Source organism: Brevundimonas intermedia (assembly GCF_027922165.1).
Lineage (GTDB): Bacteria > Pseudomonadota > Alphaproteobacteria > Caulobacterales > Caulobacteraceae > Brevundimonas > Brevundimonas intermedia.
This window is the reverse complement of record NZ_BSFD01000010.1, coordinates 59,432-85,994: the sequence shown is the minus strand read 5'-3', so window position 1 is coordinate 85,994 and position 26,563 is coordinate 59,432. Positions and strand designations below refer to the sequence as shown.

Here is a 26,563-nt window from a genome sequence, read left to right as displayed (position 1 = left end):
TCCCAATGCTGCCTGCCCAGCCGACCGAGAAAGATCTCGAGACGCTCTACACGGCGCGTGGCGCGGCGATCGTCGCCTGTGAAGCGAAGCGCAGGCTGGCCGTCGAAACCTATGCCGGCGAACACGCCGACGAGGCCGCCTGGCTGCGCGACCTCGCCCGCAATCCTTTCCTCCCCAAGCGCGGGAACTGAACCATGCCCCTCACGCCCCTGCCACACGGCATCACCTTCACCGAGGTCGGATACACCGCGCCCGGCGGGGGCGTGGATCCGCAGCCGATCGTCCTCGGCCCCCTGACGCTTTCAGCCGCCACCGCCCCGGCCGACGCCGAGGCAGGGACCGTGATCGGCCTGATCCAGGGCAAGACGGCCGGCTCCAGCCTATCCATCACCCCAAACGACGGCCGTGTCGCCCTCGCCGGTGACGACGTCGGCGGCTGGAACCTCGTCGTGGGTCTGACCGCCATCTCGGAAGGCGAGCTCCTCGTCACGATCCGCGAGACCCACCCCGACGCCGAAGGGCCCAGCGACAACCTGGTCGCCATCACCATCACCCCCGCAATGGACGATGGGGTGCCACCCGATCCACCTTCAGGCTTCGCCTACGTCGTGAACGATGAAGGCTCGTATTTCGTCGATGGAAACGGCGCCTACTACATCATGGAGATTGAATAATGGTCGCGACTGTTCTGATGTCGGCGCCGCTGCGTCAAACTTACACGCCGGGGAACTACGAGGTCGTTGTCCCGGCTGGGCAACGTATGCTGGAGTTGACCTTTGTCGGACCAGCGGGAGGCGGCGGCTCTGGCGCGCGCCGCGCCGCTGGTGGCGTTAGAACGGGCGGCGGTGGCGGTGCGGGCGGCAATGCGTTTCGAGCGGTCTTCAGCCTTGACGATCTGGGGCTGAGCCCCGGTGACGTCATACCCCTACATGTCGGGGTCGGCGGGCCAGGCGGTGCGGCCGTGACCGCCGACAACACCAATGGTGCATCCGGTGTTCAGGGCGGCTTCGTCGGTGTCGGGACCATGCTGCGTCCGGTCGTTCCGGCGGCGGGGACTATTGCCGGGGCCTTCAACGGCATCGCCAGCAATGCCGCCGTCGCCGTCGCTGTCGGTTCAGGCGGCCTGATCTCCTCCTCGACGGACGGCGAAACCTGGACGCCTCGCACCAGCGGTGTCGCCAGCGCTTTGAACAGCGTGGCCTGGGTGGCGGCCCTGAATCTGTTCGTGGCGGTTGGCGCGGCGGGGACTATCGTCACCAGCCCTGACGGCGTGACCTGGACCGTCCAGACCTCGGGCTCTGCAAATGCGCTGAATTCGGTGATCGTCTCGGCTTCGACCCTGGTCGCGGTCGGCGCGGCGGGCACGATTTTGACCTCTGCGGACGGCGTGACATGGGCGACGAACGCCTATTCGAGCGCCAACGCCCTGAACCAGGTCGCGCACAATGGGGCGGGCCTGGTCTGTGCGGTCGATAGTCAGGGGCAGGCCGTCACCGCCAGCAACCCGGCCGGCGTATGGACGGCGGCGCCCGTGACGCCGGTTCTGACGACGCGCCAGCCTCTGGTCGGCCTCGCCTATGGTGCGGGGCTGTGGGTCGCCGTCGCCGGTCAAAATGGCCGTTGCTACACCAGCTCCGACGCTGTGACCTGGACGGATCGCGGGCCTCGGTTCCAGCGGGTGTCTCAGCTCAACTACGTCGCCGGCAGCATCCCGAGCGACGTCGAGGGCGGTATGACGGGGATGTTCATTCACAACAGGGATTATTCGTTCGACGGCCTGACCTGGTATCGGATCGCGCATAGTGGCCCCGGAGCCTGTGCGTCGGCGACGATCTTCAAGGGCGTGCTGTACGCCGCCACGGGGGTTTCGGGTTGGTTCCTGACGAAGATGTCGCGGATCGTTACCCGGTTCACGCCGATGCACGTTATGGGCACACTCGGCGGTCAGGGCGGCTCGACGAGCGCCGCCGTGGGCGGCGGGTCTGACGGTTCAGGAACCGTGCCGGGTACGATAGGCGGCGCCAGTGCGATCTCCGGGAGCGCGTCGCCGACTGCCAATGCGGCTGCTGCCGGTGGCGGCGGCGCGGGCGGCGGGGCCACGGCGGCGAACGCGTCCATTGGGGCGTCTCTGGGCGCGGAAGGTTCGATTGCGCCGCAGTATACCTTGCAGGGGTTCCAAGGCGTTTCCGGCGGCGTCGGGCCGCTGGATGGCGGGCCGAGCGGCACGGACCCAACGAGCCTCGGCGGTTCTGGCGCCGGTGGCGGCGCTTGGACGTCCGGCGCGGCAGGTCAGGCCGGCGGCAAGGGCGGAAACCCTGGCGGCGGCGGCGGCGGCGGCGGCGCGTCGGACAACGGGTTTGACTCCGGTGGCGGCGGCGCGGGGGGCGATGGTCAAGCGCGCCTGTTCTGGTTCTAACCCCCACGCCCCTACATCGAATGTGCCGAATATGAAGAAGCCAGAGTCGCTGCTGGCCGCGCTAGTCGCGGCGCTCGAAGCCAAACACCACATCAAGGGCGACTCCTCTCGCCTGCAGATGGTGATGAGCAACGTCCGGCCGGAAGTCTCCGGCCGGCCCGGTACGGGCTTCCAGCTGGCCTACACGGTCGAAATCCACATGCCCGACTTCAACGGCAGCCCGCTCGAGGTCGTGGTTCCTATGTTGCGTTGGATAGAACGCTGGCAGCACGACCTGGTCGCCAGCGCCGACAAGGCGGCCAAGGCCATCGATATGACGTTCGTCCGGCTCGACGATCGACGCTACGATCTGCACGCGGCCGTCGATCTGACCGAGGTGTTTCGGTACGAGGGGCGCCCGGACGGTGGACAGGACCTCGTCGTTGTCGATGAGCCGATGCCGATGGCGTTGGAAACTGGTGATCCGCTTCACGCCGTCTACCTGGACGATGAACTTATCATGCATTGCTCCGCGCACCCGGAAGCGGCGATCGAGCCCTGACGGGCGCCATGGACGACATCCAGCAACTTCATCAGATCGCGACCCAGATGCTCGAAAAGCTCGAGCCTGGTCAGCGCCGCCGCATGCTCTTTCGGATGTCGATGGAGATGCGCCGCCCCAATCAGCGGCGGATGACGCGCCAGGTTGCGCCAGACGGCTCGCTTTGGGAAAAGCGTAAGCCTAGGCCGAAGGCCAAACCGGCGACGCGACCCGCGAAGTTTCTCTACCCCTCCGGCGGCGTCGGCGAGCCCCGCGTGGTCGACATGCGTTCCTGGATCGGTCGCGGCGATTACCTTGTCGGTTTTGATCGGGAGGCCGAGGGTCTTCGCACGTTCGAACGCGCGAAGATCATCAAGTGGATCACCCCCGAAGGTGTGGCCGGATCTGACGGCGAGGCGACGGCGCGGCGCGCCCCCAGGGCAAAGCAGATGTTCCGAGGCTTGCGGTCGGGGCGGCATCTTAGGGCAGGGGCCGATGCGGATGGCGGCTGGATTGAGTTCACCCAGCGCGCCAGCCGGATCGCCTTGATCCACCAAGAGGGTAGGCGGGACCGCGTGTCTCCGGACGGCCCCGAGATCGACTACCCACAGCGTGAGTTGATCGGCTTTGGCCGGGAAGATGAGGCGCGTCTGCTCAATCTATTCATTGACGAGGCCGGAGACGCCCTTGGCTGGGGGCGTCGCGCCGGCGTCTAGGGCCTGACCCACCGCGCCGCCCTGTTGTGTGGACGCGTCTGACAACAGCGCGGCGTCGCGCGCGAGGGCAGGGGACGGCGACAACCTCGCCATGTCCACCTTCGCAGGCCAAGCCAGCGGTTCCACCGCCGTCGATCTATCCAGACTGCCCATGCCGGCCGTCATCGAGGCGCTCAGCCTCGAGGAACTGATCGCGACCGGCAAGGCCGACTTTCTTGCGGCTATGAATGAGGTCGATCCAGACCAGGCCGAAGTCTTAGCCGCAGTTCTTGAGCTCGAGAGCGAGCCCTTGGTCAAGATGATCCAGGTCTTCGCCTATCGCGAGCTCGTGCTGCGCCAGCGGATAAACGACGCCGCCCGGGCGGTGACCATCGCTGGCGCGTTTGGCGCGGATCTCGACAACCTTGTGGCGCTCCTCGGCGTGCAGCGCCTGGTGATCGTGCCTGCGGATCCGGTAAATCAGACCCCAGCCGTTATGGAAACCGACGAAGCGCTGCGCCGGCGGGCTTTGCTGGCGCCGGAAGCTTATTCGGTCGCAGGGCCCGAGGGCGCCTACATCTCTCACGCCCTAGGGGCGTCGGGGGACGTCCTCGATGCGAGCTGCACCAGCCCCGCCCCCGGCGATGTCCTGGTGACTATCCTGTCTCGCTTGGACGACGGCGCACCTTCGGCCGAGCTTCTGGCGGCTGTCGCCGCCGTGGTCTCATCCGAGAATGTGCGCCCCCTAACCGATCACGTCATCGTCGCTGGCGCGGATATCCTGGAGTTCGAGGTAGTCGCCCAGGTCACCACTTTCGCCGGACCCGACGCCGACGTGGTCATGGCCTCGGCGCAATCGCGCCTCTCCGAATACCTGGCGAGCTCTTACCGCCTCGGTCGAGATATCACGCGGTCGGGCATCATCGCGGCGCTCGCCGCTGAAGGCGTCCAGGACGTCACGCTGATCTCCCCGGCGGCCAACGTCGTCTGCACCCGGCTTCAGGCCGCGCGGTGCACCGGCGTCGATGTCACCCACGCTGGACTGGGCGAATGAGCAGCCTGGACGGTCGCGGCAGCCTGCTACCGCCCAACGCGACGTCAATAGAACGCGCGCTCGAGGCGGTCACACGTAGTCTAGACGACATCTCGGTTCCGCTTCGCGACCTCTGGAGCGCGGAACGCTGCCCAATAGAACTCCTGCCTTGGCTCGCCTACGCGCTGTCGATCGACAGCTGGAATTCCGGATGGTCAGAGCAGATCAAGCGGTCAGTCGTAGCCCAAGCGATCGCGATCCAGCGGATCAAGGGAACGGCGGCTTCGGTGCGGAAGGTCGTCCAGGCCTTCGGCGGCCAGATCGCGATCCGCGAGGCTTGGCAGATGGACCCGCCGGGCCAGCCGCATACCTTCGAGCTGGTTCTCAGCCTGAACGGGCAGGGCGGGGCGCCCGTGACAGCGCGATTTGTGGACGAGGTGATTGATGAGGTCGCCCGCACCAAGCCCGCCCGCTCCCACTTCACCTTCACCCAGGGGCTGAGCGCCGAGGCTGGCCTCGGCGTCGCCGGCGGCGCTCGCCCGGCCGCTTATCGCCGCCTGCAGCTCGAGGAGGCCGCCTAACATGGCCGGACTGACGATCACCATCACCGACGCTGGTCGAGCTGCGCTCCCCAACGGCCCGAACACCGGCACCTCAGCGGTCACCATCTCGCATGTCGGCGTCAGCAATGTCCATGCGAGCGGCTCCCTGAAGGCGCTCACCACGCTGCCGGGCGAAATCAAACGCGTCGTGACATTCGGCGGGGACGTGGTCGCGGACGACGTCATCCACATCACCATCAACGACGAGACCGCCGACGTCTATTCCGTGCGGGCCTTCGGCCTCTATCTATCGACCGGCGTCCTATTTGCCGTCTTCAGCGCGGCCGATGTCGTGGTCGAGAAAAGCGCCAACGCCATGGTGCTGCTGTCGGCCGACATCACCTTCAAGACCTTGGACACCGCAGTAATCGAGTTCGGCGGGACCGGCTTCATCAACCCGCCGGCGACGACTGACCGCCAGGGCGTCGTGGAACTGGCCACCGACCAGGAGACGGCCGTAGGCACGGACGCCTCGCGCGCGGTTACGCCCAAGGGGCTGCTGTTCACGCTGCAGAGCTGGGCGACCAACTTCGCGGCGGCAGTTCACAGTCACTCGATCCTCCAGATCACAGGCCTGGACACCGCTCTGGCTGGAAAATCTGCGACCGGGCACAAGCATGACGCGGCCGACACGATCACCGGCGTCTTCGATGTCGCTCGGATACCGGCCTTGGCCATGGCGAAGATCACCGGCCTGGTCGCCGCCTTGGCGGACAAGTCTGCTATCGGCCACCAGCACGACGCCGCCGACGTCTCCTCCGGGGTATTCAACGTCGGCCGGATCCCGGCGCTGGCGATGGAAAAGATTACCGGGCTGGCGACAGCGCTCGCCGCCAAGGCCGAGAAGATCAACCCCGCCTTCACTGGCGGCGCGAGGATCTCGGGCCCGGACGCCATTCTGCAGGTTGAATTCCGGGACGACGCGGCGCGGTTGGCGGGCTTCTATGCGACCTCCGGTCTCATCCGCCTCTGGGATCAGATAAGCGGCGATATAGCCCAGTTCTCTTCCTCCGGGCTGGGCTTGCGGGTCGCCGGCGTTATTCAGACGGTCTGGCACGCCGGGAATTTTAATCCAGCGGACAAGGCGGCGGCGCTACACTCTCACACCACGGCGCAGATCGGCGGCCTCGATGGCGCCCTCGCGCAACGGTCCCTTGTTGGTCACGGGCATGGTACCGGCGAGATCGCGGGCCTCGACGGAGCGCTCGCCGCCCGAGCCGTCCTAGGCCAGGTCGCCAACTTCAACGACGTCACCACGACGCGCGGCAATGGCACCGGCGTGATCTTCCTCGGCGACGGCGCGCACTACCTCTACTGGGACGGCGCAAATTATAATCTGAACAACGGCAACCTCCTCGTCTTCGGCAACCCCGTCCTTCACACGGGAAACCCCGATTCATGGTGGCCGGCAGGCGAGCTGAAACTATTCGACACTGGCTCGCCGCCCGGCGGCGCCCGTCTTCTTGTCGCGAATGGCGCCGAGGTCAGCCGGTCTACTTACTCCCGGCTCTACAACGCGATCGGCACGCGTTACGGCGCTGGCGATGGGGCCAATACATTCAATCTGCCCGACTGGCGCGGTGTCTTCTTCCGGGGTCTGGACAACGGCCGTGGCCTTGATGGCGGCCGATCGCTGGGCGTCTTCCAGGCAAGCCAAAACCTGGCTCACACCCACGGCCTGCCCGTGCGCGACAACGCCGATTCCGGACTGAACATCGAAGACGCCGGTACGGGCGGGTCGCTTCGCTCGGTCAACACCTATTCGGAGGGCGGTTCCGAAGCACGCCCGGTCAACCAGGCGCTCCTCGCCTGCATTACCTACTGAGGCGCGACCCATGCTGATCTATCACGCCCACCCCGAAAGCGGCCTCTATCTCGAGTCCTCGGTGGCGGTCCCCGACCCTGCCGAGCTCGAGCTGGCGCGGGCGGCCGTGTTCGCCCCTCTGGCGGACGCCGCGCAGGTCTCCCTTCAGGCCGCATTCGCCGAGGCGCGAGCGATTGAGGATCCCCAACTGGCCGATCAGGCCGTCGCTGCCGCTAGCCAGGCCTATGACGCGGCGATCGCGGCGGCGACGGCGGCCCGTGACGCGGTCGCCCCGACGGCTTGGCTCATCCCCGCTCACGCCTACACTGACGCGCCGCCGGCGTTCGGCTTCGGCGAGGTCGTCGTTCGTCGCGACGGCGCCTGGGTCGTCGAGGCCATGCTGCAGCCCGTGGAAGAAGAACCGGACGTCGAAGACCTTGCTGCTGCCGCTCGTTCGCGTCGTACCTACGAGATCAACCAGATCCGTTGGCTTATCGACCGACATCGAGACGAGGTGGCGCTCGGTCGAACGACCACGCTGACGGGCGAAGATTATCTCCTGGTGCTTCAGCACGTCCAGGATCTGCGCGACGTGCCTGAGCAAGACGGCTTCCCAAGCCTGATCGAATGGCCCCTCCTGCCGCCGGAGCTGCTCGCGACAGGGGAATGACCGGGGTTCTCTGCTGTTGTGCGGGCGCGTCTGACAACAGCCGCGCCGCGAAAGCCGGTGGCGGCTGCGCCATCGTTCGCCCGCATGAACCGTAGAGCGCCCACGTCCAACGCCGAGACCGATCTCACGATCGGCAATCTCGTGCGCGTGGGCGTGGTCCATAGTGTTGATTTCGAGGCTGGGACCGCGATCGTCCGCTTCGGTGAAGAACTCTCTCCCCCCATCGACTGGGACATGCCGTCCGGCCGGATCAAGATTTGGGCGCCGCCGACTGTGGGCGAACAGGTCGAGGTCAGCTCGCCTGAGGGCGACATCGAGCAGGGGACGATCTCCTCCCGCCTGAAGTCGTCGCAGTTCGCGCCGCTCTTCCTGGGCGCGAAGTTCGGCATCGGGTTCGAGGACGGGGCGCTGATCGTATACGACCCCGAAACGCACCTGCTCAGCTTTGATCTGCCTGGGTCGGCCACCATCAGGGCGCCCGACGGTGTCCGTCTGATCGCGGACCTCGACATCGAGGGCAACCTCAAGGTCTCAGGCGCCGTCACAGCCGACGTCGATGTAGTTGGCGGCGGCAAGAGCCTGAAGGGTCACAAACATACCGGCGTTCAGACGGGGTCCGGCGTGTCCGGAGCGCCCCAATGAGTGGCCTCAATCGTTTCACCGGCCGCCGCCTGGATCCGAACAGCGACGAGCACCTGGTGCAGTCGATCGGCGACATTCTCTCGACGCCTCTGAACCTGCGTATCGGCCGTCGCGCCTACGGCTCCGAGATCCCGGACCTGATCGACCAGCCTCTCAATGCCCGGACGCGGATCCGCATCTTCGCGGCGACGGCGATGGCCCTTCAGAATTTCGAGCCCCGGGTCCGCTTGAAACGCGTCCAGCTGCTCGTCAGCGCCCTCGGCCGCGCCTCCCTCCAACTCGACGTCATCCGCACCGACCGGCCGCGCCGCACGTCGGCGACCCTTTCCGTCTCCCTCCGCACCGCCTGACCCCAAGGAAGCCCGCCCATGGCCCTTACGCCCCGCCCTCATGGCATCACCCCGGAAGAGGTCGCCGCTCGCAACGTCTATCTCGCCATCGTCGCCACCTCGATCTGGGGCGTGGTCTGCACCTCGACCGACGCCGATCCGGACGTCTTCCCCCTCAACACGGTCGTCTCCATGACGGACCCCGAGAGCTTCATTGCAGACGCCGGGCTCGAGGGCACCTTGTCCCTCACCCTGCAGGCGATCGCCGCATTCGGTCCGTCGACCGGCGTGGTGGTCCGCGTCGCCGAGGGTGTAGGCGCTACCCCCGCCGAGATCACCGCCTCTCGCGACGTCAACGTCATCGCCGGCATCGCCAAGCTCCGCGTTGCCGAGCAGGCGGTGCAGCTCCGCCCCCGCATCCTTGCCGCGCCAGGCTTGGACACCCAGCCAGTAGCCGACGCCCTGGGCGACGCCGGCGCGCGTCTGTCGGCGATTGCCTACGCCACCGCAGAGGGCGACACCCCGGCGGAGGTGAAGACCTACCGCGATAACTTCACCCAGCGCGAGCTGATACTGATCGATCGGACCTTCAAGGCGACCGATGCCGTGTCGGCGCTGATTGTCTCGACCTTCGCGCCGGCGGTTGCGGTGGGGGTGCGCGCGTACCTCGACCGCACTGTCGGCTATCACAAGACGATCTCGAACGTCGTCCTGGAGGGCGTCGTCGGCATCGAGAATCCCCGCGAATGGGACCTGGGCAGCGCTCAGACCGAAATGGGCCTGATCAATGGCGCTGACGTCACGGGTCTGATCTGGCGCGACGGTTACCGTTTTTGGGGCAACCGCACCTGCAGCGTGGATCCGCGCTACGCCTTCGAAAGCGCCGTCCGCACCAACCAGCTGGTCCGCGACACCATCGTCGAGGGGCTGTTCCCCTATATCGACCAGCCGCTGATCGGTTCGCTTCCCAACGATATCGTCGAGAGCATCAACAAGCTGTTCCGCCGAGAGGTTTCGGCTGGCCGCCTCGTCGGCGCGATCGCCTTCATCGCGCCCGGCAACACCAAGGAGACGCTGGCCGCCGGCAAGCTGAAGATCGGTTACCGGTTCACGCACGCCGCGCCGCTCGAAGAGCTGTCCGTCGCCAACGAGATCACGGACGAATTCTACGCTGACTTCGCCGTGGCCGCCTGATCGCGACGCGCCTCCACGCAACACCGCCGGCCCTCAACCGCCCCCTAGGAAACTCGCTCGATGAATCTGCCGCGTAACCTTCATGACTTCAACGTCTTCACCAACGGTACGCCGCTCACCGGCCAGGCGCGCACCATCACCCTCCCCAAGCTGGTGATGAACGTCGAGGAATATCTCGGCGCCGGCATGGGCGCTGCGGCCAAGCTGCACACCGGCAGCATCGCTCCGCTTGAGTTCCTTCACAACTACGGCGGCGAGATCCCTGAGCTGAACGCCGGGTTTGGCGATCCCCGCTTGGACGGCCAGCAACTTCGCTTCGCTGGCGCCTACAAGAACGACGCCATCGCCTCCTACGACGACGTCCAGATCTCGATGAGCGGCCGCACCAACGAGATCGACACGGCCGAGCAGGAGATCGGGTCCAAGAACGGCGTCAGCTACAAGACGGACTGCGTCTATTACAAACAGGTCCGCAACGGCGTTACCGAGTTCGAGGTCGATACCCTCAACAAAGTCCTCCTGGTCTACGGCGTCGATCGCTGGGCCCAGCTGCGCTCCATCACCCGCTGAACATGGCGGATCGGCAAACGCCAGCCTCCAACCTAATCCCGGCCGGCGTCGATCGCCGGCGACCGGACGCCGATGAGCGTCGGCCGGCCGAGGATCTTCCACCCTTCCATGCGCGGCTGCAGTCGCTGCCGCCTCAACTGCTCCGGGGAGCTTGAACCATGTCCGATGTGACCGAAACCACCACCCTCGCCAAGCCGCTGACCGACAGTAAGGGGCGTCCGCTCTTCGACGGGGCGGGCAATCGCGTCGCCTGGGTAGATCTGGACAACGCGATCAAGCGCGGCGGTAAGGATGTCTTCGAGATCATGCTGCGCAAGCCGGACACCGGGCATTTGCGCGGCACCAAGCTCGTCGATCTCTACAACATGGATGTCAACTCGGTCTCCACCGTCGTGCCGAGGATCTCGGAACCCACCATCCCCACCGCCGAATTCCTGACCATGGCGCCCGAGGACGCCGCCCAGATCGCAGGCGAGGTGGTCGGTTTTTTGCTGACGAGGCGGCAGAAGGCCGAGGGTGGCCTGGAAGCGTAGAGGACGCGATCAGCGACATCGCCGGCGTCTTCCACTGGTCGCGCGAAGAACTGCTGCGGCTTTCCCTCTCTGAACTGATCGAAGAGCGCGAACGCGCCGTCGCCTGGTGGAACCGCGTCCACGCGCCACCGAAGAAAGACTAGCCTCCGATGGACAAGAAACTTCGCCTCGATCTGATCTTCAGGGCCGCCGGCAACGCCGTCGGTTTCCTGAAGGGCGTGTCGGGCGAGAGCGCGAAAGCAGCCCAGGGCGTGAAGGCCGCTCGCGATCGGATCACCGAGCTGCAGCGCGCGACGAAGAACGTCCAGGCTTATCGAACCATGGAAACCCGTCTCGGGGCGACGCGGGCCGCCATGGAGGCGGCCCGGTCTGAAGCGGCGCGCCTGGGCAAGGCGCACAGCGATACCGAGCGACCGACCAAACAGATGACCCGCGCCCTCGAGGTCCAACGAACCAAAATCCGAGAGCTTCAGGCCCAGGAGCAGGGCCAGATTCGCGCCTTGGCCGAGATGCGCACCAAAATGCGAGATGCCGGGCTCGATGCTCGAAATCTGGCAGGCTCAGAGGCGAAGCTTGCGCGCCAGACGCGTGACGCCAACGACGCCCTGCGCGACCAGGCGCGCCGACTGACTGAAGTGGGAGAGCGCCAGCGTCGGATGCAAGCCGCGCGAAGCAGATACGATCGCACCCAGGGACTGGCCGGCACAATGATGGGGGCCGGAGCATCGGCCGTTGGCGCGGGGACGGTTGCGGCTGCGCCGTTGGTGGCGTCCGGGAACGAGGCGGTCAACTTCGAAGACGCCATGCTGGACGTTAAGAAGGTCGTCGATTTCGACACGCCGATGCAGTTCCAGCAAATGAACCGGGACGTGCTTCAGCTCGCTGAAGATCTAAACCAGGTCCCCGAGGGCATGGCGGCCATCATTGCGGCCGCCGGCCAGGCCAAGATCCCGCGTCGTGAACTGCTCGGGTTCGCCGAGGACGCGGGCAAGATGGGCGTGGCCTTCACCACCACGGCCGAGGACGCGGGGGCGAAGATGGCCACCTGGCGCACCGCCTTCGCCATGACCCAGCCGCAGGTGAAGGCCCTGGCGGATCAGATCAACTATCTGGGCGACAACGGCAACGCGACGGCGCTGAAGATCTCGGACGTCGTGACCCGCGTCGGGCCGCTTGGGGAAGTCGCTGGCCTGGCGGCCGCCCAGATCGCGGCGCTGGGGTCCACCATCGTCGGCATGGGCGTCGAAGAAGAGATCGCAGCGACCAGCATCAAGAACACGATGCTGGCCATGACCAAGGGCGAAGCGGCGACAAAGGCCCAGAAGGAAGCCTATTCCGCGCTCGGCCTCGAGGCGGTCGCTGTCTCCAAGGCGATGCAGCGCGACGCCGGTGGCGCGATCATGGACGTCATGACGCGGATTTCGCGCCTATCCCCCGATCGGCAGGCCTCGATCTTGACCCAGCTGTTCGGGTCGGAATCCGTGTCGGGCATCGCGCCGATGCTGACGCAGCTTGGCGTGCTTAAGACCAATCTGGACGCGGTCGCCGATGCCTCGCTTTACGCGGGCTCAATGCAGAAGGAATTCGAGAACCGCCAGAGCGGCGCCAAGACCGCCATCGGTCAGAGCAAGATCGCCCTGCAGGGCTTGGCCATCGAGGTCGGAACCAACTTTCTCCCGCTGATCAAGGCGGCTTCGGCCGCGACACGCGGTGCTGCGCGCGGCATTCGCACTTTCAGCCAGGCGCACCCCAACGCCGTGAAGGTCGTCGCCGCCCTGGTCGCCGTTGTTGCGGCGGGCCTGGTTGTCTTCGGCGGCCTTGCCATGGCGGTTGCTGCGGTCCTGGGTCCGTTCGCGCTTTTGCAACTGACCCTCACTCAGGCGGGCCTGCTGTTTGGCCCTGTCATCGCCGGTTTGACCGGGACCGGCGCCGCCGCAGGCGGAGCCGCCGTGGGCGTTAGTGCGCTGCTATGGCCCGTCCTCCTTGTCGTGGCGGCGGTCGCTGCGCTCGCCGCCAGTGCATTCCTGATCTACCGCAACTGGGGCACCATCGGGCCATGGCTGTCGAAGATGTGGACCAACATCAGTTCGGTCGTTCAGGGCGCGCTACGCCTGGTCGCGGGCTACATCATGAACTTCACGCCGCTAGGGTTCATCATTCGAAACTGGCAGCCGATCACCAACTTCATGGGCGCCCTGTGGGGCTTCGTCAGCGAGGCCGTCGGCCTAGGCGTCGACTCGATCAAGCTGCACCTCCTGATGTTCACTCCGCTCGGCCTGATAATGCGGAACTGGGGCGGCATCACTGGCTATGTCGGAGGTGTCTGGTCACAGGTGCAGAGCGGCGTTTCGATCGGCATTGCCGCGATCAAGAGCGTGATCGCCAACTTCCAACCGCTGAATGACTTCAAGGCGGCGTTCGCCAGCGTCTGGACCTATTTCCAAGAACTACCCGGCCGCTTGATGAACGCAGGCGCGGACGCCATGCGAGGCTTCACCCAAGGGATTAGGGGGCAGCGGTCACAGGTCCAGGCGGCGGCGGCCGACGCGGCCGGCCGCGCCGAGACCGGCGCACGTAATCGGCTCGACACCCACTCCCCGTCGCGAGTCTTCGCCGCGATCGGTCAGGACGTAATGGCGGGAATGGGCGTCGGGATCCTCGGGGGCACCGGAAGGGTGGTCGGTCGAATGCGCGCCGCCGCCGCCGCCGTCGCCGCCGCCGGCGCGCTAACCGCGCCAGGTGCGGCGACAGCCGGCGTCGGCCCGACAATCACCTTCCAGGATCCGCCGCCATTCTTGCCCGGGCCCCCGCCTGGGCCCAGGGGTGGCCCGCCGCCGGCCGCCGGCGGAGGCATGTCGATCGCTAAGGTCGAGATCCACATTCACCAGCTGCCCGGAGAATCTTCGGAGGACCTGGTCGCCAAGGTCGCCGAGAAGATGATCAGCCTGCAGCAGGGCAACACGGCCAGTTATGAGGCCGATCCCGATTCCTACGGCGACTGACCATGCTGCTCGCTCTCGGAATGTTCGATTTCTCGATCGACACTGCGCTGTTCAACCAGCTGCAGCGCCGGCGGAACTGGCGTCATCCGTCAGGCGACCGCGTGGGAGCACGCGCCGCCAGCCAGTACGCGGGCCCGGGCGATGATATCATCGTCCTTGGCGGCTTGTTGGCGCCCGGGCAGATCGGCCACGCCGAGGCCCTGGACGATATCGCCCTCATGGCCAAGGCCGGTTCTGCTTATCCGCTCCTCGATGGCGAGGGCTACGTCTACGGCGCCTATGTCATCACCGACCTGGACGAAACCAAGCGCAACTTCCTGGTCGACGGCCAGGCGCTCATGGTCGATTTCACCATCACCCTGAAGCGGGTCGATGACGACGATGACGACGCCGCTGGCGTTAGCACGGTGGCGACGTGAGCACGTCGGACGGCGCCGCCGCGCGGTATGTTCACCGCCGCCCGGTCTATGATCTGGTCGTCGACGGCCAGAGCATCAACGTCGCGGTCAATCCACGCCTAGAAAGCCTGTCCCTCACTGAAAAGCGCGGCGCGGATGCTGACGAGCTCGAGATCATCCTGAAGGACCATGACGGTAAGTTGGCCATCCCCAGCGCCGGCGCGATGATCACCCTTAAACTCGGGTGGCTCGAACTACGGGACGGCGCCGTGCCTCAGTTGGTGGACAAGGGCAGCTTCAAGGTCGACGAACGATGCTGGTCGGGGACGCCCGACGTCCTGACGATCAGAGCCAAGTCGGCCGACCTGACGCGGGCTTTCCGAACGCGCCGTTCTCAAACCTGGTCGAACACGACCCTTGGCGCCGTGCTGAACGAAATCGCGGCGCGCAACGCGCTGGAGGCGGCTGTGGCCGCCGACAAGGCCTCCATCGTCGTCGATCACCTCACCCAGGGCCGGGAAAGCGACAGCGCCCTCCTAGCGCGCCTGGGGCGGCTTCACGACGCTGTGGCCACCGTGAAAGCCCAGAAGCTGCTGTTCGCGTCCGTAGGGGCAGGGGAGACGGCCGGAGGGCAACCTATCCCGCCGGCCACCATCACCCGCCGCAAAGGCGATGGATGCCGCTGGGAATCGGCCGAGCGTGAGAATTATTCCGGCGTCACGGTCGAGTATCACGACCGTGGGAGCGCTCAGCGCCGCCAGGTAACCGTCGGCTCAGCCACCAATCCCAAGAAGCTGGGAAGGACATATGCGAGCGAGCGGTCGGCCCGTCGGGCCGCCGAGGCCCACCAAGCGAAACAGAAGCGGAAGGTGGCCAAGTTCTCGATCACGTTGGCGATCGGGGATCCAACCCTCTACCCCGAACGCAAGGTGACGGTCAGCGGCTTCAAGCCCGAGATCGATCACGCCGAATGGCTGATCGTGGAAACCAGCCACCGCCTGGACGGGGCGGGCGGTCTTAAGACCAGCCTGCAGATGGAGCTGGGCGCGCCGCCGGCGACGACTGCCTGACGATGGTCGGTTACAAACCGCATAACCTGAAGTTTTTTTACAGCACCGCTGGAACCATTTCTGTTATGAGACATGTGGGGGCCGCGCAGGGAAATGCAGAATGCTTGGGATGAAGCGATACGGCGGCCGTGTGCCTTGCCCTCACTGTGGTTCGGCCTCCGCCGCGCGATCGTCCAGGGGTGTTTCCCCAACGTATCGGGAGACCTATCTGCGCTGTTCTAACCTAGAATGCGGATGGGTCGGGGTCGCCTCGATCATCATCGAACGCACTGTCGTTCAGAGCGCCAGCCCTAACCCGCGCGTCGCGCTACCCGTAACGGCCACGAGGCGAAAGGCCGCCGGCGCGCCGACGCCGCAGCCGGCCAATGACGACCAGGTCCTAGCGCCGGCCGAGGCGCTGTAGTTTCCCAGCTATTTCCCGGAAACTGCCAAAATTACCGGGAACGAAAACGGAAACATAGAAAGGTTGAAAGCCCGCCATTGCTGGCTTCCAGCCTCAAAGCCAGTTGTTTACACCGAGAGGGTCGGCGGTTCGAACCCGTCGCCGCCTACCACCGTTTCCGCTCCATCGCAGCGGCCGCCGTCACGGCCTCGCCGCCGCCTGGGGCGGGCTGTGCGGACCCGCCAGACCGCCCGTGACCGGCTCTTGCGCGGCGACAGCGGGGACAGGCGGCTCGTAGTGGACGCCCACGCCCGGGCCCACGGGCAGATCGAACGCCACCCAGGCCGCCACCATGGCCAGGCCTGCGACCAGGAAAGCGCCGGCATAGGGCAGCATGGTCGCCATCAACGACCCCAAGCCAAACCGCGGATCCCAGCGTTGGGCGAAGGTCAGGATCAGGGGGAAATAGCTCATCAGCGGCGTAGCGATATTGGTCACCGAGTCGCCCATTCGATAGGCCGCGGTCGTCATCTCGGGCGAGATTCCCAACAGCATGAACATGGGCACCACGATGGGCGCCAGGGCGGACCATTTGGCCGAGGCCGAGCCGATGAACAGGTCGAAGACGCATGAGACCAGCACGACGCAGATCAGCAGCAGCGGGGCGGGCAGGGCGAGGGTCTTCAGCTCAGCGGCGGCGTTGACCGCCAGAATCGGTCCCAGGCCCGACCAGTTGAACATGGCGACGAAATGGGCGGCGAAGAAGGCCAGGACGATATAGGGCGCCAGCTGGGCGATCCCGTCGCGCATCATCTTCACCAGGTCGCGATGAGACTGGATCGAACCGGATCCGGCTCCATAGGCGCCGCCCAGAACGAAGAAGGTCACAGCGAAGAAGGCGACCAGAGAACGATACAGCGGGTTGAACCTCTGTTCCGCCACCGCCTCTGGATCCACAAACGGCGAACCGGGCAGAAGGGTGATCAGGGTCCAAAGGCCGATCATACCCAGAAGCGCCAGGCCGGCCCAGGACAGACCGCGCTTCTCTGTCGTGGTCAGGGGCTGCTTTTCCGACGCTGCGGGCGCAGCCACGCCTTCGGACGGGACCCAGCGACCCAGCCGGGGCTCGATCACCCGGTCGGTCAGGAACCAGACGATGGGGGTGAAGACGACCACCACTCCGACAATGAAGAACCAGTTGCCGGCGATGTTCACCGAATAGGAGGGGTCGATCAGATGGGCCGCCGGTTCGGTGATGCCCAGGATCAGAGCGTCGCTGGCGCCGGGGAACAGATTGCCGGCGTAACCGCCCGATACGGCGGCGAAGCCCGCCGCCAGCCCCGCCAGAGGGTGACGGCCCGCCGCTGCGAAGATCACCGCCGCCAGCGGGATCACCACCACATAGGAGGCGTCCGAGGCGTGATGAGAGACCATGCCTGTGATCACCACCACCGGCGTCAGTATGGCGCGCGGGGCATTCAGCAGGGCGCCGCGAATCGCTGTGGCGAAAAGCCCGGTCCTCTCGGCCACGGAGGCGCCGTAGATGATGGTGATTACGATCCCCAGCGGTGGGAAATCCGCCAGGGTGCGCGGCATGCCGATGATCAGCCGCTCGAGATTCTCCGCCGACAGCAGGCTTTGCGCCACCAGCCGATCACCCGTGACCGGATTGACGGCGGACCATCCCAGACCGGCCCCGACCAGACTGAGCAGGATCAGGCCGCCGATCAGCCACAGAAAGAGAAAGACGGGATCGGGCAGCCGATTCCCCACTCTCTCGACGGCGTTCAGGATACGGCTGCCAGCGCTCATCCAGATGACTTTCGGTTACGATTTCAAGGCCGCAGTAGGGCCGTGAAGGGGGCGAAACGGCAAGCCGCGCCGCTGCGACATATGGCCTCGCGACTTGCGATCCATTCTCAATAAAAAACCAATCACAGCAGGGGTTTGAACCGCGCGAACGTTGGGTCTAAGAAGCGCCGAATCCCGCCTCTCCCCGGCGGCCGAGGTTCTTTGAATGAACGCATTTCTGCTCGAGTATCTGCCGGTCATTATCTTCGCCGGCATCGCCGCCTTCATCGGCGTGCTTTTCATCGCCCTGCCGATGCTGCTGGCGCCCAAGAATCCCGATTCAGAGAAGCTGTCCGCCTATGAATGCGGGTTCAACGCCTTCGACGACGCCCGGATGAAGTTCGACGTCCGCTTCTATCTGGTGTCGATCCTCTTCATCATCTTCGACCTGGAAGTGGCCTTCTTGTTCCCGTGGGCGGTGTCGATGTTCGACCTGTCGCACGCCGGCATGATCTTCGCCTTCTGGTCGATGATGGTCTTCCTGGGCGTCCTGACCATCGGCTTCATCTACGAATGGAAGAAGGGAGCCCTGGAATGGGAATAGTCGCACCCTCCTCGCCGCTGGCCAGCGTTTCGGCCGGGGCAGTGGTTCCGGCCAACTCGGCCGCCCGTTCGATGGTCGAGGGCTATGATCCCAAGATCCACGACAAGTTCTTCGAGTCAGTCAATATGGAGCTAGGCGAGCGCGGCTTCCTGACCGCCTCGCTGGACGACGTCATCACCTGGGCGCGCACCGGCTCGCTGATGTGGATGACCTTCGGCCTGGCCTGCTGCGCCGTCGAGATGATCCAGATGTCGATGCCGCGTTTCGACGTGGAACGTTTCGGCATGGCTCCGCGCGGCAGCCCGCGTCACTCAGACCTGATGATCGTCGCCGGCACCCTGACCAACAAGATGGCCCCCGCCATCCGCAAGGTCTACGACCAGATGCCCGACCCGCGCTACGTCGTGTCCATGGGCAGCTGCGCCAACGGCGGCGGCTACTACCACTACAGCTACAGCGTTGTTCGCGGCTGCGACCGGGTCGTGCCGGTGGACGTCTATGTGCCGGGGTGCCCGCCGACGGCGGAGGCGCTGCTGTACGGCCTGCTGCAGTTGCAGAAGAAGATTCGTCGCACGGGGACCATCGATCGATGAGCTCGCTGGCTGTTCAGGCCCAGTTCGAGGCCGCGTTGACGCCGATGGGCGCCGAGCTGGTGGGGGCCCTGGGTGTCGAGGCTCAGGTGGCGTTCGGGGAGCTGACCCTGGTCGCGCCGCGCGAGCGGATCGTCGAGGTCATGACCGGGTTGCGCGACCGTTTCGGCTTCCAGCAACTGCTGGACCTCTGCGGCGCCGACTATCCGGATCGTGAAGAGCGGTTCGAGATCGTCTATCATCTGCTGTCGCTGACCCGGAACGCGCGGGTCCGCGTCAAGGTCGTGACCGACGAGGTCCAGCCTGTGCCGACCGTGTCCGAAGTCTATCCTTCGGCCGGCTGGTTCGAACGCGAAGCCTACGACATGTATGGCGTGATCTTCTCGGGCCACCCCGACATGCGTCGCCTGCTGACCGACTACGGCTTCGAAGGGCATCCGCTGCGCAAGGACTTCCCGATGTCCGGCTATGTCGAGGTCCGTTACGACGAAGAGCAGAAGCGGGTCGTCTATGAACCCGTCAAGCTGACGCAGGAATTCCGGACGTTCGACTTCCTGTCGCCGTGGGAAGGGGCCGATTATCCGGCGCCCGTGCTTCCCGGCGACGAAAAGGCAGGAGTGAAGGGCTGATGGCTGACGGAGCCCCCGTAACCGCGCCCGTGAACGGCGCCATCGATCCTTTCGAGGACATGCCGGTCGATCACCGCACCGACCACGCCAAGGCGATGGACGACCGCAAGTTCACCATCAACTTCGGCCCGCAGCACCCGGCTGCGCACGGCGTGCTGCGCCTGGTGCTGGAGCTGGACGGCGAAATCGTCGAACGCGTCGATCCGCACATCGGCCTGCTGCACCGCGGCACCGAAAAGCTGATGGAGGCTCGCACCTACCTGCAGAACGTGCCCTATCTGGACCGGCTCGACTATGTCGCGCCGATGAACCAGGAACACGCCTTCTGCCTGGCCATCGAGAAGCTGCTCGGCGTCGAGGTGCCGTACAGGGCCCAGCTGATCCGCGTCCTCTATTCGGAGATCGGCCGGATCGGGAACCACCTGCTGAACGCGACCATGCAGGCCATGGACGTCGGCGCTCTGACGCCCCCGCTGTGGGGTCACGAAGAGCGCGAAAAGCTGATGGTCTTCTACGAGCGGGCTTGCGGCGCGCGTCTGCACGCCAACTATTTCCGTCCCGGCGGCGTCCACCAGGACCTGCCGATGGACCTGATCGACGACATCGGTCGCTGGTGCCTGGAGTTCCCCAAGGCCCTGGCCGATATCGAGAGCCTGGTCACCGAGAACCGCATCTTCAAGCAGCGCAACGTCGACATCGGCGTGGTGTCCAAGGAACAGGCCCTGGCCTGGGGCTTCACCGGCGTCATGCTGCGCGGCTCGGACATCGCCTGGGATCTGCGCAAGTCACAGCCGTACGAGTGCTACGCCGAGCTGGAGTTCGATGTTCCGGTCGGCAAGAACGGCGACTGCTGGGATCGTTACCTCTGCCGCATTGAGGAGATGAAGCAGTCGGTGCGGATCATGGAGCAGTGCATCCACAAGCTGCGCAACTGCCCCGGCGAGCCGGTGATGATCGAGGACAACAAGATCGTTCCGCCGCGTCGCGGCGAGATGAAGCGGTCGATGGAATCCCTGATCCATCACTTCAAGCTGTACACCGAGGGCTTCAAGACGCCCGAGGGCGAGGTCTACGCCTCGGTCGAAGCGCCCAAGGGCGAGTTCGGCATCTATCTGGTGTCGGACGGCACCAACAAACCTTACCGCGTCAAGATCTCGGCGCCGGGCTTCCGTCACCTGCAGGCGATGGACTGGATGAACCGCGGCCACCAGCTGGCTGACGTCTCCGCCATCCTGGGCTCGCTCGACATCGTTTTCGGAGAAGTGGACCGATGAGCGTTCGTCGTCTCGCCAAGGAACAGCCGGCCTCGTTCGCCTTTTCGAAGGACACCAAGGCCAAGGCCGAATGGTGGATCAAGAAGTATCCGGAAAACCGTCGCCAGTCGGCGGTGATCCCGATCCTGTGGCTGGTCCAGAAACAGGAAGGCTGGGTCTCCGAACCCGCCATCCGCGCCATCGGCGAACTGCTGGGCATGCCCTTCATCCGGGTGCTGGAGGTCGCGACCTTCTACACCATGTTCATGCTGGAGCCGGTCGGCAAGACCGCCTTGATCCAGGTGTGCGGCACCACCCCGTGCATGCTGCGCGGCGCCAATGAGCTGATGAAGGTCTGCAAGGAGAAGATCGGTCCCAAGGACCATCTGTCCGCCGACGGCCGTTTCACCTGGCAGGAAGTCGAATGCCTGGGCGCCTGTTCGAACGCGCCCATGGCCCAGATCAACGACTATTATTTCGAAGACCTGACGCCCGAAACCATCGGCCAGATCATCGACGACTTCGCCGCCGGCAAGACGCCCAAGCCGGGCTCCTATCAGGGCCGCGCGACGTCCGAACCGGCCGGCGGGGCCAAGACCCTGCTGGATCCGAAACTGTATGACGGTTCGGCCGCCAAGCCGATCAAGAAGCTGCCCAACAGCGATCCGGCGCCGGTCGAGAAGGCCCCGGCCTGATGCCTGCACCCGACCTCGACAGCGACGAAGGCCGCGCCGCATACCGCAAGGAGCTGCGCCAGGTCGCGCGCCCCCTGCGCGCCGGCGGGCTCGCGCTCGTGGTCGGCGCGGCCATGCTGATCCTGCTGACCCGTCAGGGGACGCCGGGCCTCGGCGAATGGGCCTTCACCCTGTCCTACGTCATGCTCGGCTTCGGCTGGGCCTGCGTCATCGGCGCCATCTACACCCGCAATCGGCATCACAAACGCCGGATGCGCGAGTTGGAAGGCGCAACGTCATGACGGCGTCGATCTATTATGGTTCCATGAATTCGATGCAGCGTGCCGGGGGGCGCCATGTCGATGGATCAGAAACGGGCAGGGCGCCGCGCGCCCAAGCGCGGCCGAGGCGGGTGGAGCCCCGCCGGGACGGGCCGATTGCTGGTCAATCTGGCCGGCGCGGCCAGCCTGTCGCTGAGCGCCGGGCCCGTATCGGCGCAAACCCCGCCAACATCCCCTTCGGTCGCCCCCGCGACCGCGTCCTCTACGCCTTCACCCGGTCCTGCTGATGCTTCCGAACCGCGTAACACCCCCAGCCCTGAACCGCGTCAGCCGCCTCCCGGCCAACGCGATCTCGGCCTCGAACGCCAGTCCGCTCTCGGTCCCCCCCGTCGGCGTAGACGGAGGAGCAGCCTGATGGTCGGCATTCTCGAAGACAAGGACCGGATCTTCACCAACCTGTACGGCTTCCAGGACTGGACGCTGGACGGGGCGAAGAAACGTGGCGCCTGGAACGCCACCAAGGACATGCTGGATCTTGGCCGCGACTGGATCATCAACAACGTCAAGGCGTCCGGCCTGCGCGGTCGCGGCGGCGCCGGTTTCTCGACCGGGCTGAAGTGGTCCTTCATGCCCAAGGAAGTGAAGGATCGTCCCCACTACCTGGTTGTCAACGCCGATGAATCCGAACCCGGCACCTGCAAGGACCGGGAGATCATGCGTCATGATCCCCAACTGCTGATCGAAGGCTGCCTGATCGCCTCCTTCGCCATGCAGGCCCACGCCTGCTACATCTATCTGCGCGGCGAATATGTGCTGGAACGCGAGCGGATGGAGGCGGCGGTCAAGCAGGCCTATGAGGCCAAGCTGATCGGCAAGGACAACGTCCACGGCTGGGACTTCGACGTCTATATCCACCACGGCGCCGGCGCCTATATCTGTGGTGAAGAGACCGCCCTGCTGGAATCGCTGGAGGGCAAGAAGGGCCAACCCCGTCTGAAGCCGCCGTTCCCGGCCGGCGCAGGCCTGTACGGCTGCCCCACCACGGTGAACAACGTCGAGTCGATCGCCGTCGTCGGCACCATCCTGCGTCGCGGCGCCGGCTGGTTCGCCGGCTTTGGTCGTCCGAACAACACCGGCACCAAGCTGATGGCCATCTCGGGCCATGTGAACGCGCCCTGCGTGGTCGAAGAGGCCATGTCGATCCCGCTGAGGCAACTGCTGGAAGAACACTGCGGCGGCGTGCGCGGCGGCTGGGACAATCTGAAGGCTATCATTCCGGGCGGTTCGTCCGTGCCGCTGATCACGCGCGAAATGTCCGAGACGGCGCTGATGGACTTCGACAGCCTGCGCGAAATGCGTTCGGGCCTGGGCACCGCCGCCGTCATCGTGATGGACAACTCCACCGACCTGGTGAAGGCCATCGCCCGCATCAGCTATTTCTACAAGCATGAGAGCTGCGGCCAGTGCACGCCGTGCCGTGAAGGCACCGGCTGGATGTGGCGCGTGCTGGAGCGTATGGCTGTGGGCGAGGCCGATCCGTCGGAAATCGACCTGCTGCTGGACGTCGCTGGCCAGGTCGAGGGCCACACCATCTGCGCCCTGGGCGACGCGGCCGCCTGGCCGGTTCAGGGCCTGATCCGTCACTTCCGTCACGAGATCGAAGAGCGTATCGCCAACTACCGCAGCCGCCGCGCGAACTTCGCCGGCCACGCGATCGCGGCGGAGTAGTGATGCAAGGCTACGAAACCCCAGTCCTGAACCAGATTGCATTCGCCTTCGGTATGAGCGCGGTGATATTCTGGCCTGCGTGGCTTGCGGCTTTCGTTGTCGGAGCCGTGCGCTTCCTGCGTTACCAGCTTCGGTCGGGGGCGCTGCTGGTCGTTGCAGCGGCTATCCCCGCCATGACCGTCCTTGTCTTCTTTGTTCTTGTGCAAAACGACGTTGAAGTCGGGCCCATGGAGGGTTTGTTCGCTCAAACTCTAAGTGCGGCCTTCTGGCCTTATCTGATCAGCACCAGTCTTTGCGTCCTCGGCCTGATTGCCGTTGTGATGAGGTCTGGCATGAACTGGCTTAAGTCCAGGTGGGAGGGCTTATATGCTTAAGCTCCTCGTAGTTCTGGGCCTATCCGGATTGGCTTTGGCAGCCTGTGGCCAGCCTGCTGAGAAGACTGCCCCGACTGTGGCCCAGAAGGCTGCGGCCAAACCGTCCGACGCCGTGCAGACGGCCCCTGAGGTTCTGAGCGCGGCCGATCTGCGCCGCGTCTGCCGCGCCGGCCTAGCCGCGATCCACGGTCAGCCGCCGATGGCGATCGACGTCGACGGTGTCGACGGCGGGGTGGTTCATGCCTCGTGGCGTGCTCCGGTCGACGGCGGCCGGATGCGTGCTGACTGCCGGGTCGAGAAAGACCTGATCGTGTGGAAGCCGCTCGATCTGCCTGACGCCACGCTCGTTCGCTGGATGAACCAGGCGGATGACCCGGTGGTCCGCTACGTCATGGACGGTCAGGCGATCACCGTCACTCAGACCCTCCCGGACGGGACGACGGAACAGGCCGAACTGGCTGTTCCCGCAGAAGAGGAGGCGCGGTGATGGCGGATGAACCCGACAACCTCGTTCTCCAGATCCTGCGTCGCGTCGAAGGACGTCTGACGTCCATGGAAACCAAGATGGATCGGCTCGGCGAGGACATGCACGACCTGAAGGTCCGCACCACCCACGTCGAGGAAGGGCTTGCAGGCGTCAATCGTCGCCTGGATCGCCTGGATCAACGTATCGAACGGGTCGAGACACGTCTGACCCTCGTAGACAGCCCGTACGGCGGAGTTCGAGAATAATGCCCATCGCCAAGGTCAACGGCGTCGAAGTCGAGTTCGAGCCCGGGATGACCGTGCTCCAGGTCGCCGAGCGCGCCGGGCAGGAAATCCCGCGCTTCTGCTATCACGAGCGCCTGTCCATCGCAGGCAACTGCCGCATGTGCCTGGTCGAGGTGAAGCCTGGACCGCCGAAGCCGCAGGCCTCGTGCGCTCTGCCGGCCGCCGAAGGCCAGGAAATCTTCACCGACACCCCGATGGTCAAGAAGGCCCGGGAAGGCGTGATGGAATTCCTGCTGATCAACCACCCGCTGGATTGCCCGATCTGCGACCAGGGTGGCGAGTGCGATCTTCAGGACCAGTCCATGGCCTATGGCCGCGACGGTTCTCGCTATGCCGAGAACAAGCGCGCGGTCGAAGAAAAGAACATGGGTCCGACGATCAAGACCTTCATGACGCGGTGCATCCAGTGCACCCGTTGCGTCCGCTTCATCACCGAAGTCGCCGGCGTGCCGGACATCGGCATGATCTCGCGCGGCGAAGACGCCGAGATCACCACCTATCTGGAGAAGTCAGTCGCCTCGGAACTGTCGGGCAACGTCAACGACCTGTGCCCGGTCGGCGCTCTGACGCACCGGCCCTGGCAGTACCACTACCGTCCGTGGGAACTGAAGAAGACCGAGACCATCGACGTCATGGACGCTCTGGGCTCGAACATCCGCGCCGACTTCCGCGGCTCCGAGGTCATGCGGGTTCTGCCGCGCGTGAACGAGGGCATCAACGAGGAGTGGCTGTCGGACAAGAGCCGCTATGTCGTCGACGGCCTGACCGCGCGCCGCCTGGACCGCCCGTGGATCCGTGAGAACGGCAAGCTGCGCGCCGCCTCGTGGAACGAAGCCCTGGACGCGGTCGCCGCCAAGCTGAAGGCGGCTTCGGCCGACCGGATCGGCGTGATCGCCGGCGACCTGCAGGACGCCGAGTCGATGAAGGCGACCCTGGACCTGTTCCGCGCCCTGGGCTCCAAGAACACCGACTGCCGCCAGGACGGCGCCGCGCTCGGCTATGGTCCGCGCGAGAGCTGGCTGTTCAACTCCGGCCTCGAAGGCATTGAAAAGGCGGACGCCATCCTGATCGTGGGCGTCAACCCGCGCGTCGAGGCGCCGCTGCTGAACGCCCGCCTGCGCAAGAGCTGGATCAAGGGCGGGGTCGAGATCGGCGTCATCGGCGAACAGGCCGACCTGACCTTCGACTACGCCTATCTGGGCGCCGGTTCCAAGACGCTGGCCAAGCTGCCCAAGTCGGCGATGGACTTCCTGACCAAGGCCGAGCGTCCGGCGATCATCGTCGGCTCCGGTGCGCTGAACGGGGAGGGCGGCGCGGCCGTCCTGAACGCCCTGGGCGCCCTGGCCAAGAAGGTCGGCGTCATCGGCGAAGGCTGGAACGGCTTCAACGTCCTGCACCACGCCGCCGCCCGCGTCGGCGGTCTGGACATGGGCTTTGTGCCGACCGAAGGCGGTCTGACGGTTTCGGACATGCTGAAGCCGGGCGCGCTGGACGTGTTGTTCCTGCTGGGCGCCGACGAGGTCGATCCGACCGGTTCGAACGCCTTCCGCGTCTATCTGGGCAGCCACGGCGACCGCGGCGCGCACGGCGCCGACGTCATCCTGCCCGGCGCGGCCTATACCGAGAAGTCGGGCCTCTACGTCAACACCGAGGGCCGGGTGCAGATGGCCGAACGCGTCGTCTTCCCCAAGGGCGAAGCCAAGGAAGACTGGGCCATCATCCGCGCCCTGTCCGCCCGCGTCGACCAGACCCTGCCCTACGACACCCTGGACCAGCTGCGCGCCAAGCTGATGGCCGATCATCCGACCTTCGGCCGGATCGACTATCTGCCGGCGCCGGCCGCCTTCGATCCGTCCAAGCTGGGCGTCAAGGGCGACCTGGGCGACCGGGTCTTCGCCTCGGCGATTACGGACCCCTATCTTTCCAACCCGATCGCGCGCGCCAGCGCGACCATGGCCGAGCTGTCCGCCCTGCGGATCGCCCCGGTCGCGATGGCGGCGGAGTAAGT

32 protein-coding genes are annotated in these 26,563 nt (G+C 65.7%); 31 read left to right on the top strand and 1 reads right to left on the bottom strand.

What is annotated here, in order from left to right:
- Positions 1-5 precede the first annotated feature (5 nt).
- The 20 genes from PKE72_RS13005 (at position 6) to PKE72_RS17525 (ending at position 15,881) form a co-directional block, all read left to right on the top strand.
- Complete coding sequence (locus PKE72_RS13005) at positions 6-191, top strand: hypothetical protein (RefSeq protein WP_271165809.1); 186 nt, start codon at positions 6-8, stop codon at positions 189-191.
- 3 nt (positions 192-194) lie between these two features.
- On the top strand, positions 195-674 hold the full coding sequence (locus PKE72_RS13000) for a hypothetical protein (RefSeq protein ID WP_271165808.1): 480 nt from the start codon (positions 195-197) through the stop codon (positions 672-674).
- Positions 675-776: 102 nt separating this feature from the next.
- Positions 777-905 carry a hypothetical protein gene (locus PKE72_RS12995; protein ID WP_271165807.1) on the top strand — a complete coding sequence of 43 codons (129 nt, stop codon included), beginning with the start codon at positions 777-779 and terminating at the stop codon, positions 903-905.
- Between the two features lie 56 nt (positions 906-961).
- Positions 962-2,416 (top strand): WD40/YVTN/BNR-like repeat-containing protein, encoded by a 1,455-nt coding sequence (locus PKE72_RS12990; RefSeq protein ID WP_271165806.1) that lies wholly within the window; start codon positions 962-964, stop codon positions 2,414-2,416.
- Positions 2,417-2,447: 31 nt separating this feature from the next.
- Complete coding sequence (locus PKE72_RS12985) at positions 2,448-2,957, top strand: phage tail protein (protein ID WP_271165805.1); 510 nt, start codon at positions 2,448-2,450, stop codon at positions 2,955-2,957.
- A gap of 8 nt (positions 2,958-2,965) precedes the next feature.
- Positions 2,966-3,652: a phage virion morphogenesis family protein gene (locus PKE72_RS12980; RefSeq protein ID WP_271165804.1), complete on the top strand. Its 687-nt coding sequence runs from the start codon at positions 2,966-2,968 to the stop codon at positions 3,650-3,652.
- Positions 3,653-3,743: 91 nt separating this feature from the next.
- Positions 3,744-4,685, top strand: a complete 942-nt coding sequence (locus PKE72_RS12975; protein ID WP_271165803.1) for a baseplate assembly protein — start codon at positions 3,744-3,746, stop codon at positions 4,683-4,685.
- Complete coding sequence (locus PKE72_RS12970; protein ID WP_271165802.1) at positions 4,682-5,245, top strand: phage tail protein I; 564 nt, start codon at positions 4,682-4,684, stop codon at positions 5,243-5,245. The genes PKE72_RS12975 and PKE72_RS12970 overlap by 4 nt, the downstream gene beginning before the upstream one ends.
- Before the next feature lies 1 nt (position 5,246).
- On the top strand, positions 5,247-7,091 hold the full coding sequence (locus tag PKE72_RS12965; RefSeq protein ID WP_271165801.1) for a tail fiber protein: 1,845 nt from the start codon (positions 5,247-5,249) through the stop codon (positions 7,089-7,091).
- Positions 7,092-7,101: 10 nt separating this feature from the next.
- Positions 7,102-7,740, top strand: a complete 639-nt coding sequence (locus PKE72_RS12960) for a phage tail assembly chaperone (RefSeq protein WP_271165800.1) — start codon at positions 7,102-7,104, stop codon at positions 7,738-7,740.
- Between the two features lie 84 nt (positions 7,741-7,824).
- On the top strand, positions 7,825-8,382 hold the full coding sequence (locus PKE72_RS12955) for a phage baseplate assembly protein V (RefSeq protein ID WP_271165799.1): 558 nt from the start codon (positions 7,825-7,827) through the stop codon (positions 8,380-8,382).
- Positions 8,379-8,732, top strand: a complete 354-nt coding sequence (locus PKE72_RS12950; protein ID WP_271165798.1) for a GPW/gp25 family protein — start codon at positions 8,379-8,381, stop codon at positions 8,730-8,732. The genes PKE72_RS12955 and PKE72_RS12950 overlap by 4 nt, the downstream gene beginning before the upstream one ends.
- Before the next feature lie 18 nt (positions 8,733-8,750).
- The gene (locus PKE72_RS12945) at positions 8,751-9,905 is read left to right on the top strand and encodes a phage tail sheath protein (RefSeq protein ID WP_271165797.1); all 1,155 of its coding nucleotides are present in this window, start codon (positions 8,751-8,753) and stop codon (positions 9,903-9,905) included.
- 60 nt (positions 9,906-9,965) lie between these two features.
- On the top strand, positions 9,966-10,475 hold the full coding sequence (locus PKE72_RS12940; RefSeq protein ID WP_271165796.1) for a phage major tail tube protein: 510 nt from the start codon (positions 9,966-9,968) through the stop codon (positions 10,473-10,475).
- 158 nt (positions 10,476-10,633) lie between these two features.
- A complete protein-coding gene (locus tag PKE72_RS12935; RefSeq protein WP_271165795.1) occupies positions 10,634-11,008 on the top strand; it encodes a phage tail assembly protein in 375 nt (124 codons plus the stop codon).
- The gene (locus PKE72_RS17475; RefSeq protein WP_309298343.1) at positions 10,906-11,151 is read left to right on the top strand and encodes a GpE family phage tail protein; all 246 of its coding nucleotides are present in this window, start codon (positions 10,906-10,908) and stop codon (positions 11,149-11,151) included. The genes PKE72_RS12935 and PKE72_RS17475 overlap by 103 nt, the downstream gene beginning before the upstream one ends.
- A 6-nt stretch (positions 11,152-11,157) precedes the next feature.
- A complete protein-coding gene (locus tag PKE72_RS12930; RefSeq protein ID WP_271165794.1) occupies positions 11,158-14,010 on the top strand; it encodes a phage tail tape measure protein in 2,853 nt (950 codons plus the stop codon).
- A 2-nt stretch (positions 14,011-14,012) separates the two neighbouring features.
- On the top strand, positions 14,013-14,429 hold the full coding sequence (locus PKE72_RS12925) for a phage tail protein (protein WP_271165793.1): 417 nt from the start codon (positions 14,013-14,015) through the stop codon (positions 14,427-14,429).
- Entirely contained in the window at positions 14,426-15,478 is a 1,053-nt protein-coding gene (locus tag PKE72_RS12920) for a contractile injection system protein, VgrG/Pvc8 family (RefSeq protein WP_271165792.1), read from the top strand. The genes PKE72_RS12925 and PKE72_RS12920 overlap by 4 nt, the downstream gene beginning before the upstream one ends.
- 100 nt (positions 15,479-15,578) lie before the next feature.
- On the top strand, positions 15,579-15,881 hold the full coding sequence (locus tag PKE72_RS17525) for an Ogr/Delta-like zinc finger protein (RefSeq protein WP_373878099.1): 303 nt from the start codon (positions 15,579-15,581) through the stop codon (positions 15,879-15,881).
- 180 nt (positions 15,882-16,061) lie between these two features.
- Here PKE72_RS17525 and PKE72_RS12915 read toward each other — a convergent pair whose 3' ends face one another.
- Positions 16,062-17,672: an AbgT family transporter gene (locus PKE72_RS12915; protein WP_271165791.1), complete on the bottom strand. Its 1,611-nt coding sequence runs from the start codon at positions 17,670-17,672 to the stop codon at positions 16,062-16,064.
- Positions 17,673-17,877: 205 nt separating this feature from the next.
- Here PKE72_RS12915 and PKE72_RS12910 point away from each other — a divergent pair, with 205 nt between their 5' ends.
- The 11 genes from PKE72_RS12910 to nuoG all read left to right on the top strand — a co-directional run bounded on the left by PKE72_RS12910 (position 17,878) and on the right by nuoG (position 26,561).
- The gene (locus PKE72_RS12910; RefSeq protein ID WP_271165790.1) at positions 17,878-18,255 is read left to right on the top strand and encodes an NADH-quinone oxidoreductase subunit A; all 378 of its coding nucleotides are present in this window, start codon (positions 17,878-17,880) and stop codon (positions 18,253-18,255) included.
- Complete coding sequence (locus tag PKE72_RS12905; protein WP_271165789.1) at positions 18,225-18,848, top strand: NuoB/complex I 20 kDa subunit family protein; 624 nt, start codon at positions 18,225-18,227, stop codon at positions 18,846-18,848. Before PKE72_RS12910 ends, PKE72_RS12905 begins: the two co-directional genes overlap by 31 nt.
- Positions 18,845-19,474, top strand: a complete 630-nt coding sequence (locus tag PKE72_RS12900) for an NADH-quinone oxidoreductase subunit C (RefSeq protein WP_271165788.1) — start codon at positions 18,845-18,847, stop codon at positions 19,472-19,474. Before PKE72_RS12905 ends, PKE72_RS12900 begins: the two co-directional genes overlap by 4 nt.
- Positions 19,474-20,748: an NADH-quinone oxidoreductase subunit D gene (locus tag PKE72_RS12895; RefSeq protein WP_271165787.1), complete on the top strand. Its 1,275-nt coding sequence runs from the start codon at positions 19,474-19,476 to the stop codon at positions 20,746-20,748. Before PKE72_RS12900 ends, PKE72_RS12895 begins: the two co-directional genes overlap by 1 nt.
- The gene (gene nuoE / locus PKE72_RS12890; protein ID WP_271165786.1) at positions 20,745-21,422 is read left to right on the top strand and encodes an NADH-quinone oxidoreductase subunit NuoE; all 678 of its coding nucleotides are present in this window, start codon (positions 20,745-20,747) and stop codon (positions 21,420-21,422) included. The genes PKE72_RS12895 and nuoE overlap by 4 nt, the downstream gene beginning before the upstream one ends.
- Positions 21,422-21,703 carry a hypothetical protein gene (locus PKE72_RS12885; protein WP_271165785.1) on the top strand — a complete coding sequence of 94 codons (282 nt, stop codon included), beginning with the start codon at positions 21,422-21,424 and terminating at the stop codon, positions 21,701-21,703. The genes nuoE and PKE72_RS12885 overlap by 1 nt, the downstream gene beginning before the upstream one ends.
- Before the next feature lie 393 nt (positions 21,704-22,096).
- Positions 22,097-23,410 carry an NADH-quinone oxidoreductase subunit NuoF gene (gene nuoF / locus PKE72_RS12880; RefSeq protein ID WP_271165784.1) on the top strand — a complete coding sequence of 438 codons (1,314 nt, stop codon included), beginning with the start codon at positions 22,097-22,099 and terminating at the stop codon, positions 23,408-23,410.
- 2 nt (positions 23,411-23,412) lie between these two features.
- A complete protein-coding gene (locus tag PKE72_RS12875) occupies positions 23,413-23,784 on the top strand; it encodes a hypothetical protein (RefSeq protein WP_271165783.1) in 372 nt (123 codons plus the stop codon).
- Complete coding sequence (locus PKE72_RS12870; protein ID WP_271165782.1) at positions 23,777-24,271, top strand: hypothetical protein; 495 nt, start codon at positions 23,777-23,779, stop codon at positions 24,269-24,271. Before PKE72_RS12875 ends, PKE72_RS12870 begins: the two co-directional genes overlap by 8 nt.
- Positions 24,271-24,516 carry a hypothetical protein gene (locus PKE72_RS12865; RefSeq protein WP_271165781.1) on the top strand — a complete coding sequence of 82 codons (246 nt, stop codon included), beginning with the start codon at positions 24,271-24,273 and terminating at the stop codon, positions 24,514-24,516. Before PKE72_RS12870 ends, PKE72_RS12865 begins: the two co-directional genes overlap by 1 nt.
- On the top strand, positions 24,516-26,561 hold the full coding sequence (gene nuoG / locus PKE72_RS12860) for an NADH-quinone oxidoreductase subunit NuoG (protein WP_271165780.1): 2,046 nt from the start codon (positions 24,516-24,518) through the stop codon (positions 26,559-26,561). The genes PKE72_RS12865 and nuoG overlap by 1 nt, the downstream gene beginning before the upstream one ends.
- Positions 26,562-26,563 lie beyond the last annotated feature (2 nt).

Coding starts and splice junctions, on each gene's coding strand:
- PKE72_RS13005 (WP_271165809.1), top strand. CDS start 6: ATGCTGCCTGCCCAGCCGACCGAGAAAGATCTCGAGACGCTCTACACG.
- PKE72_RS13000 (WP_271165808.1), top strand. CDS start 195: ATGCCCCTCACGCCCCTGCCACACGGCATCACCTTCACCGAGGTCGGA.
- PKE72_RS12985 (WP_271165805.1), top strand. CDS start 2,448: ATGAAGAAGCCAGAGTCGCTGCTGGCCGCGCTAGTCGCGGCGCTCGAA.
- PKE72_RS12980 (WP_271165804.1), top strand. CDS start 2,966: ATGGACGACATCCAGCAACTTCATCAGATCGCGACCCAGATGCTCGAA.
- PKE72_RS12975 (WP_271165803.1), top strand. CDS start 3,744: ATGTCCACCTTCGCAGGCCAAGCCAGCGGTTCCACCGCCGTCGATCTA.
- PKE72_RS12970 (WP_271165802.1), top strand. CDS start 4,682: ATGAGCAGCCTGGACGGTCGCGGCAGCCTGCTACCGCCCAACGCGACG.
- PKE72_RS12965 (WP_271165801.1), top strand. CDS start 5,247: ATGGCCGGACTGACGATCACCATCACCGACGCTGGTCGAGCTGCGCTC.
- PKE72_RS12960 (WP_271165800.1), top strand. CDS start 7,102: ATGCTGATCTATCACGCCCACCCCGAAAGCGGCCTCTATCTCGAGTCC.
- PKE72_RS12955 (WP_271165799.1), top strand. CDS start 7,825: ATGAACCGTAGAGCGCCCACGTCCAACGCCGAGACCGATCTCACGATC.
- PKE72_RS12950 (WP_271165798.1), top strand. CDS start 8,379: ATGAGTGGCCTCAATCGTTTCACCGGCCGCCGCCTGGATCCGAACAGC.
- PKE72_RS12945 (WP_271165797.1), top strand. CDS start 8,751: ATGGCCCTTACGCCCCGCCCTCATGGCATCACCCCGGAAGAGGTCGCC.
- PKE72_RS12940 (WP_271165796.1), top strand. CDS start 9,966: ATGAATCTGCCGCGTAACCTTCATGACTTCAACGTCTTCACCAACGGT.
- PKE72_RS12935 (WP_271165795.1), top strand. CDS start 10,634: ATGTCCGATGTGACCGAAACCACCACCCTCGCCAAGCCGCTGACCGAC.
- PKE72_RS12930 (WP_271165794.1), top strand. CDS start 11,158: ATGGACAAGAAACTTCGCCTCGATCTGATCTTCAGGGCCGCCGGCAAC.
- PKE72_RS12925 (WP_271165793.1), top strand. CDS start 14,013: ATGCTGCTCGCTCTCGGAATGTTCGATTTCTCGATCGACACTGCGCTG.
- PKE72_RS17525 (WP_373878099.1), top strand. CDS start 15,579: ATGCTTGGGATGAAGCGATACGGCGGCCGTGTGCCTTGCCCTCACTGT.
- PKE72_RS12915 (WP_271165791.1), bottom strand. CDS start 17,672: ATGAGCGCTGGCAGCCGTATCCTGAACGCCGTCGAGAGAGTGGGGAAT.
- PKE72_RS12910 (WP_271165790.1), top strand. CDS start 17,878: ATGAACGCATTTCTGCTCGAGTATCTGCCGGTCATTATCTTCGCCGGC.
- PKE72_RS12905 (WP_271165789.1), top strand. CDS start 18,225: ATGGAAGAAGGGAGCCCTGGAATGGGAATAGTCGCACCCTCCTCGCCG.
- PKE72_RS12900 (WP_271165788.1), top strand. CDS start 18,845: ATGAGCTCGCTGGCTGTTCAGGCCCAGTTCGAGGCCGCGTTGACGCCG.
- PKE72_RS12895 (WP_271165787.1), top strand. CDS start 19,474: ATGGCTGACGGAGCCCCCGTAACCGCGCCCGTGAACGGCGCCATCGAT.
- nuoE (WP_271165786.1), top strand. CDS start 20,745: ATGAGCGTTCGTCGTCTCGCCAAGGAACAGCCGGCCTCGTTCGCCTTT.
- PKE72_RS12885 (WP_271165785.1), top strand. CDS start 21,422: ATGCCTGCACCCGACCTCGACAGCGACGAAGGCCGCGCCGCATACCGC.
- nuoF (WP_271165784.1), top strand. CDS start 22,097: ATGGTCGGCATTCTCGAAGACAAGGACCGGATCTTCACCAACCTGTAC.
- PKE72_RS12875 (WP_271165783.1), top strand. CDS start 23,413: ATGCAAGGCTACGAAACCCCAGTCCTGAACCAGATTGCATTCGCCTTC.
- PKE72_RS12870 (WP_271165782.1), top strand. CDS start 23,777: ATGCTTAAGCTCCTCGTAGTTCTGGGCCTATCCGGATTGGCTTTGGCA.
- PKE72_RS12865 (WP_271165781.1), top strand. CDS start 24,271: ATGGCGGATGAACCCGACAACCTCGTTCTCCAGATCCTGCGTCGCGTC.
- nuoG (WP_271165780.1), top strand. CDS start 24,516: ATGCCCATCGCCAAGGTCAACGGCGTCGAAGTCGAGTTCGAGCCCGGG.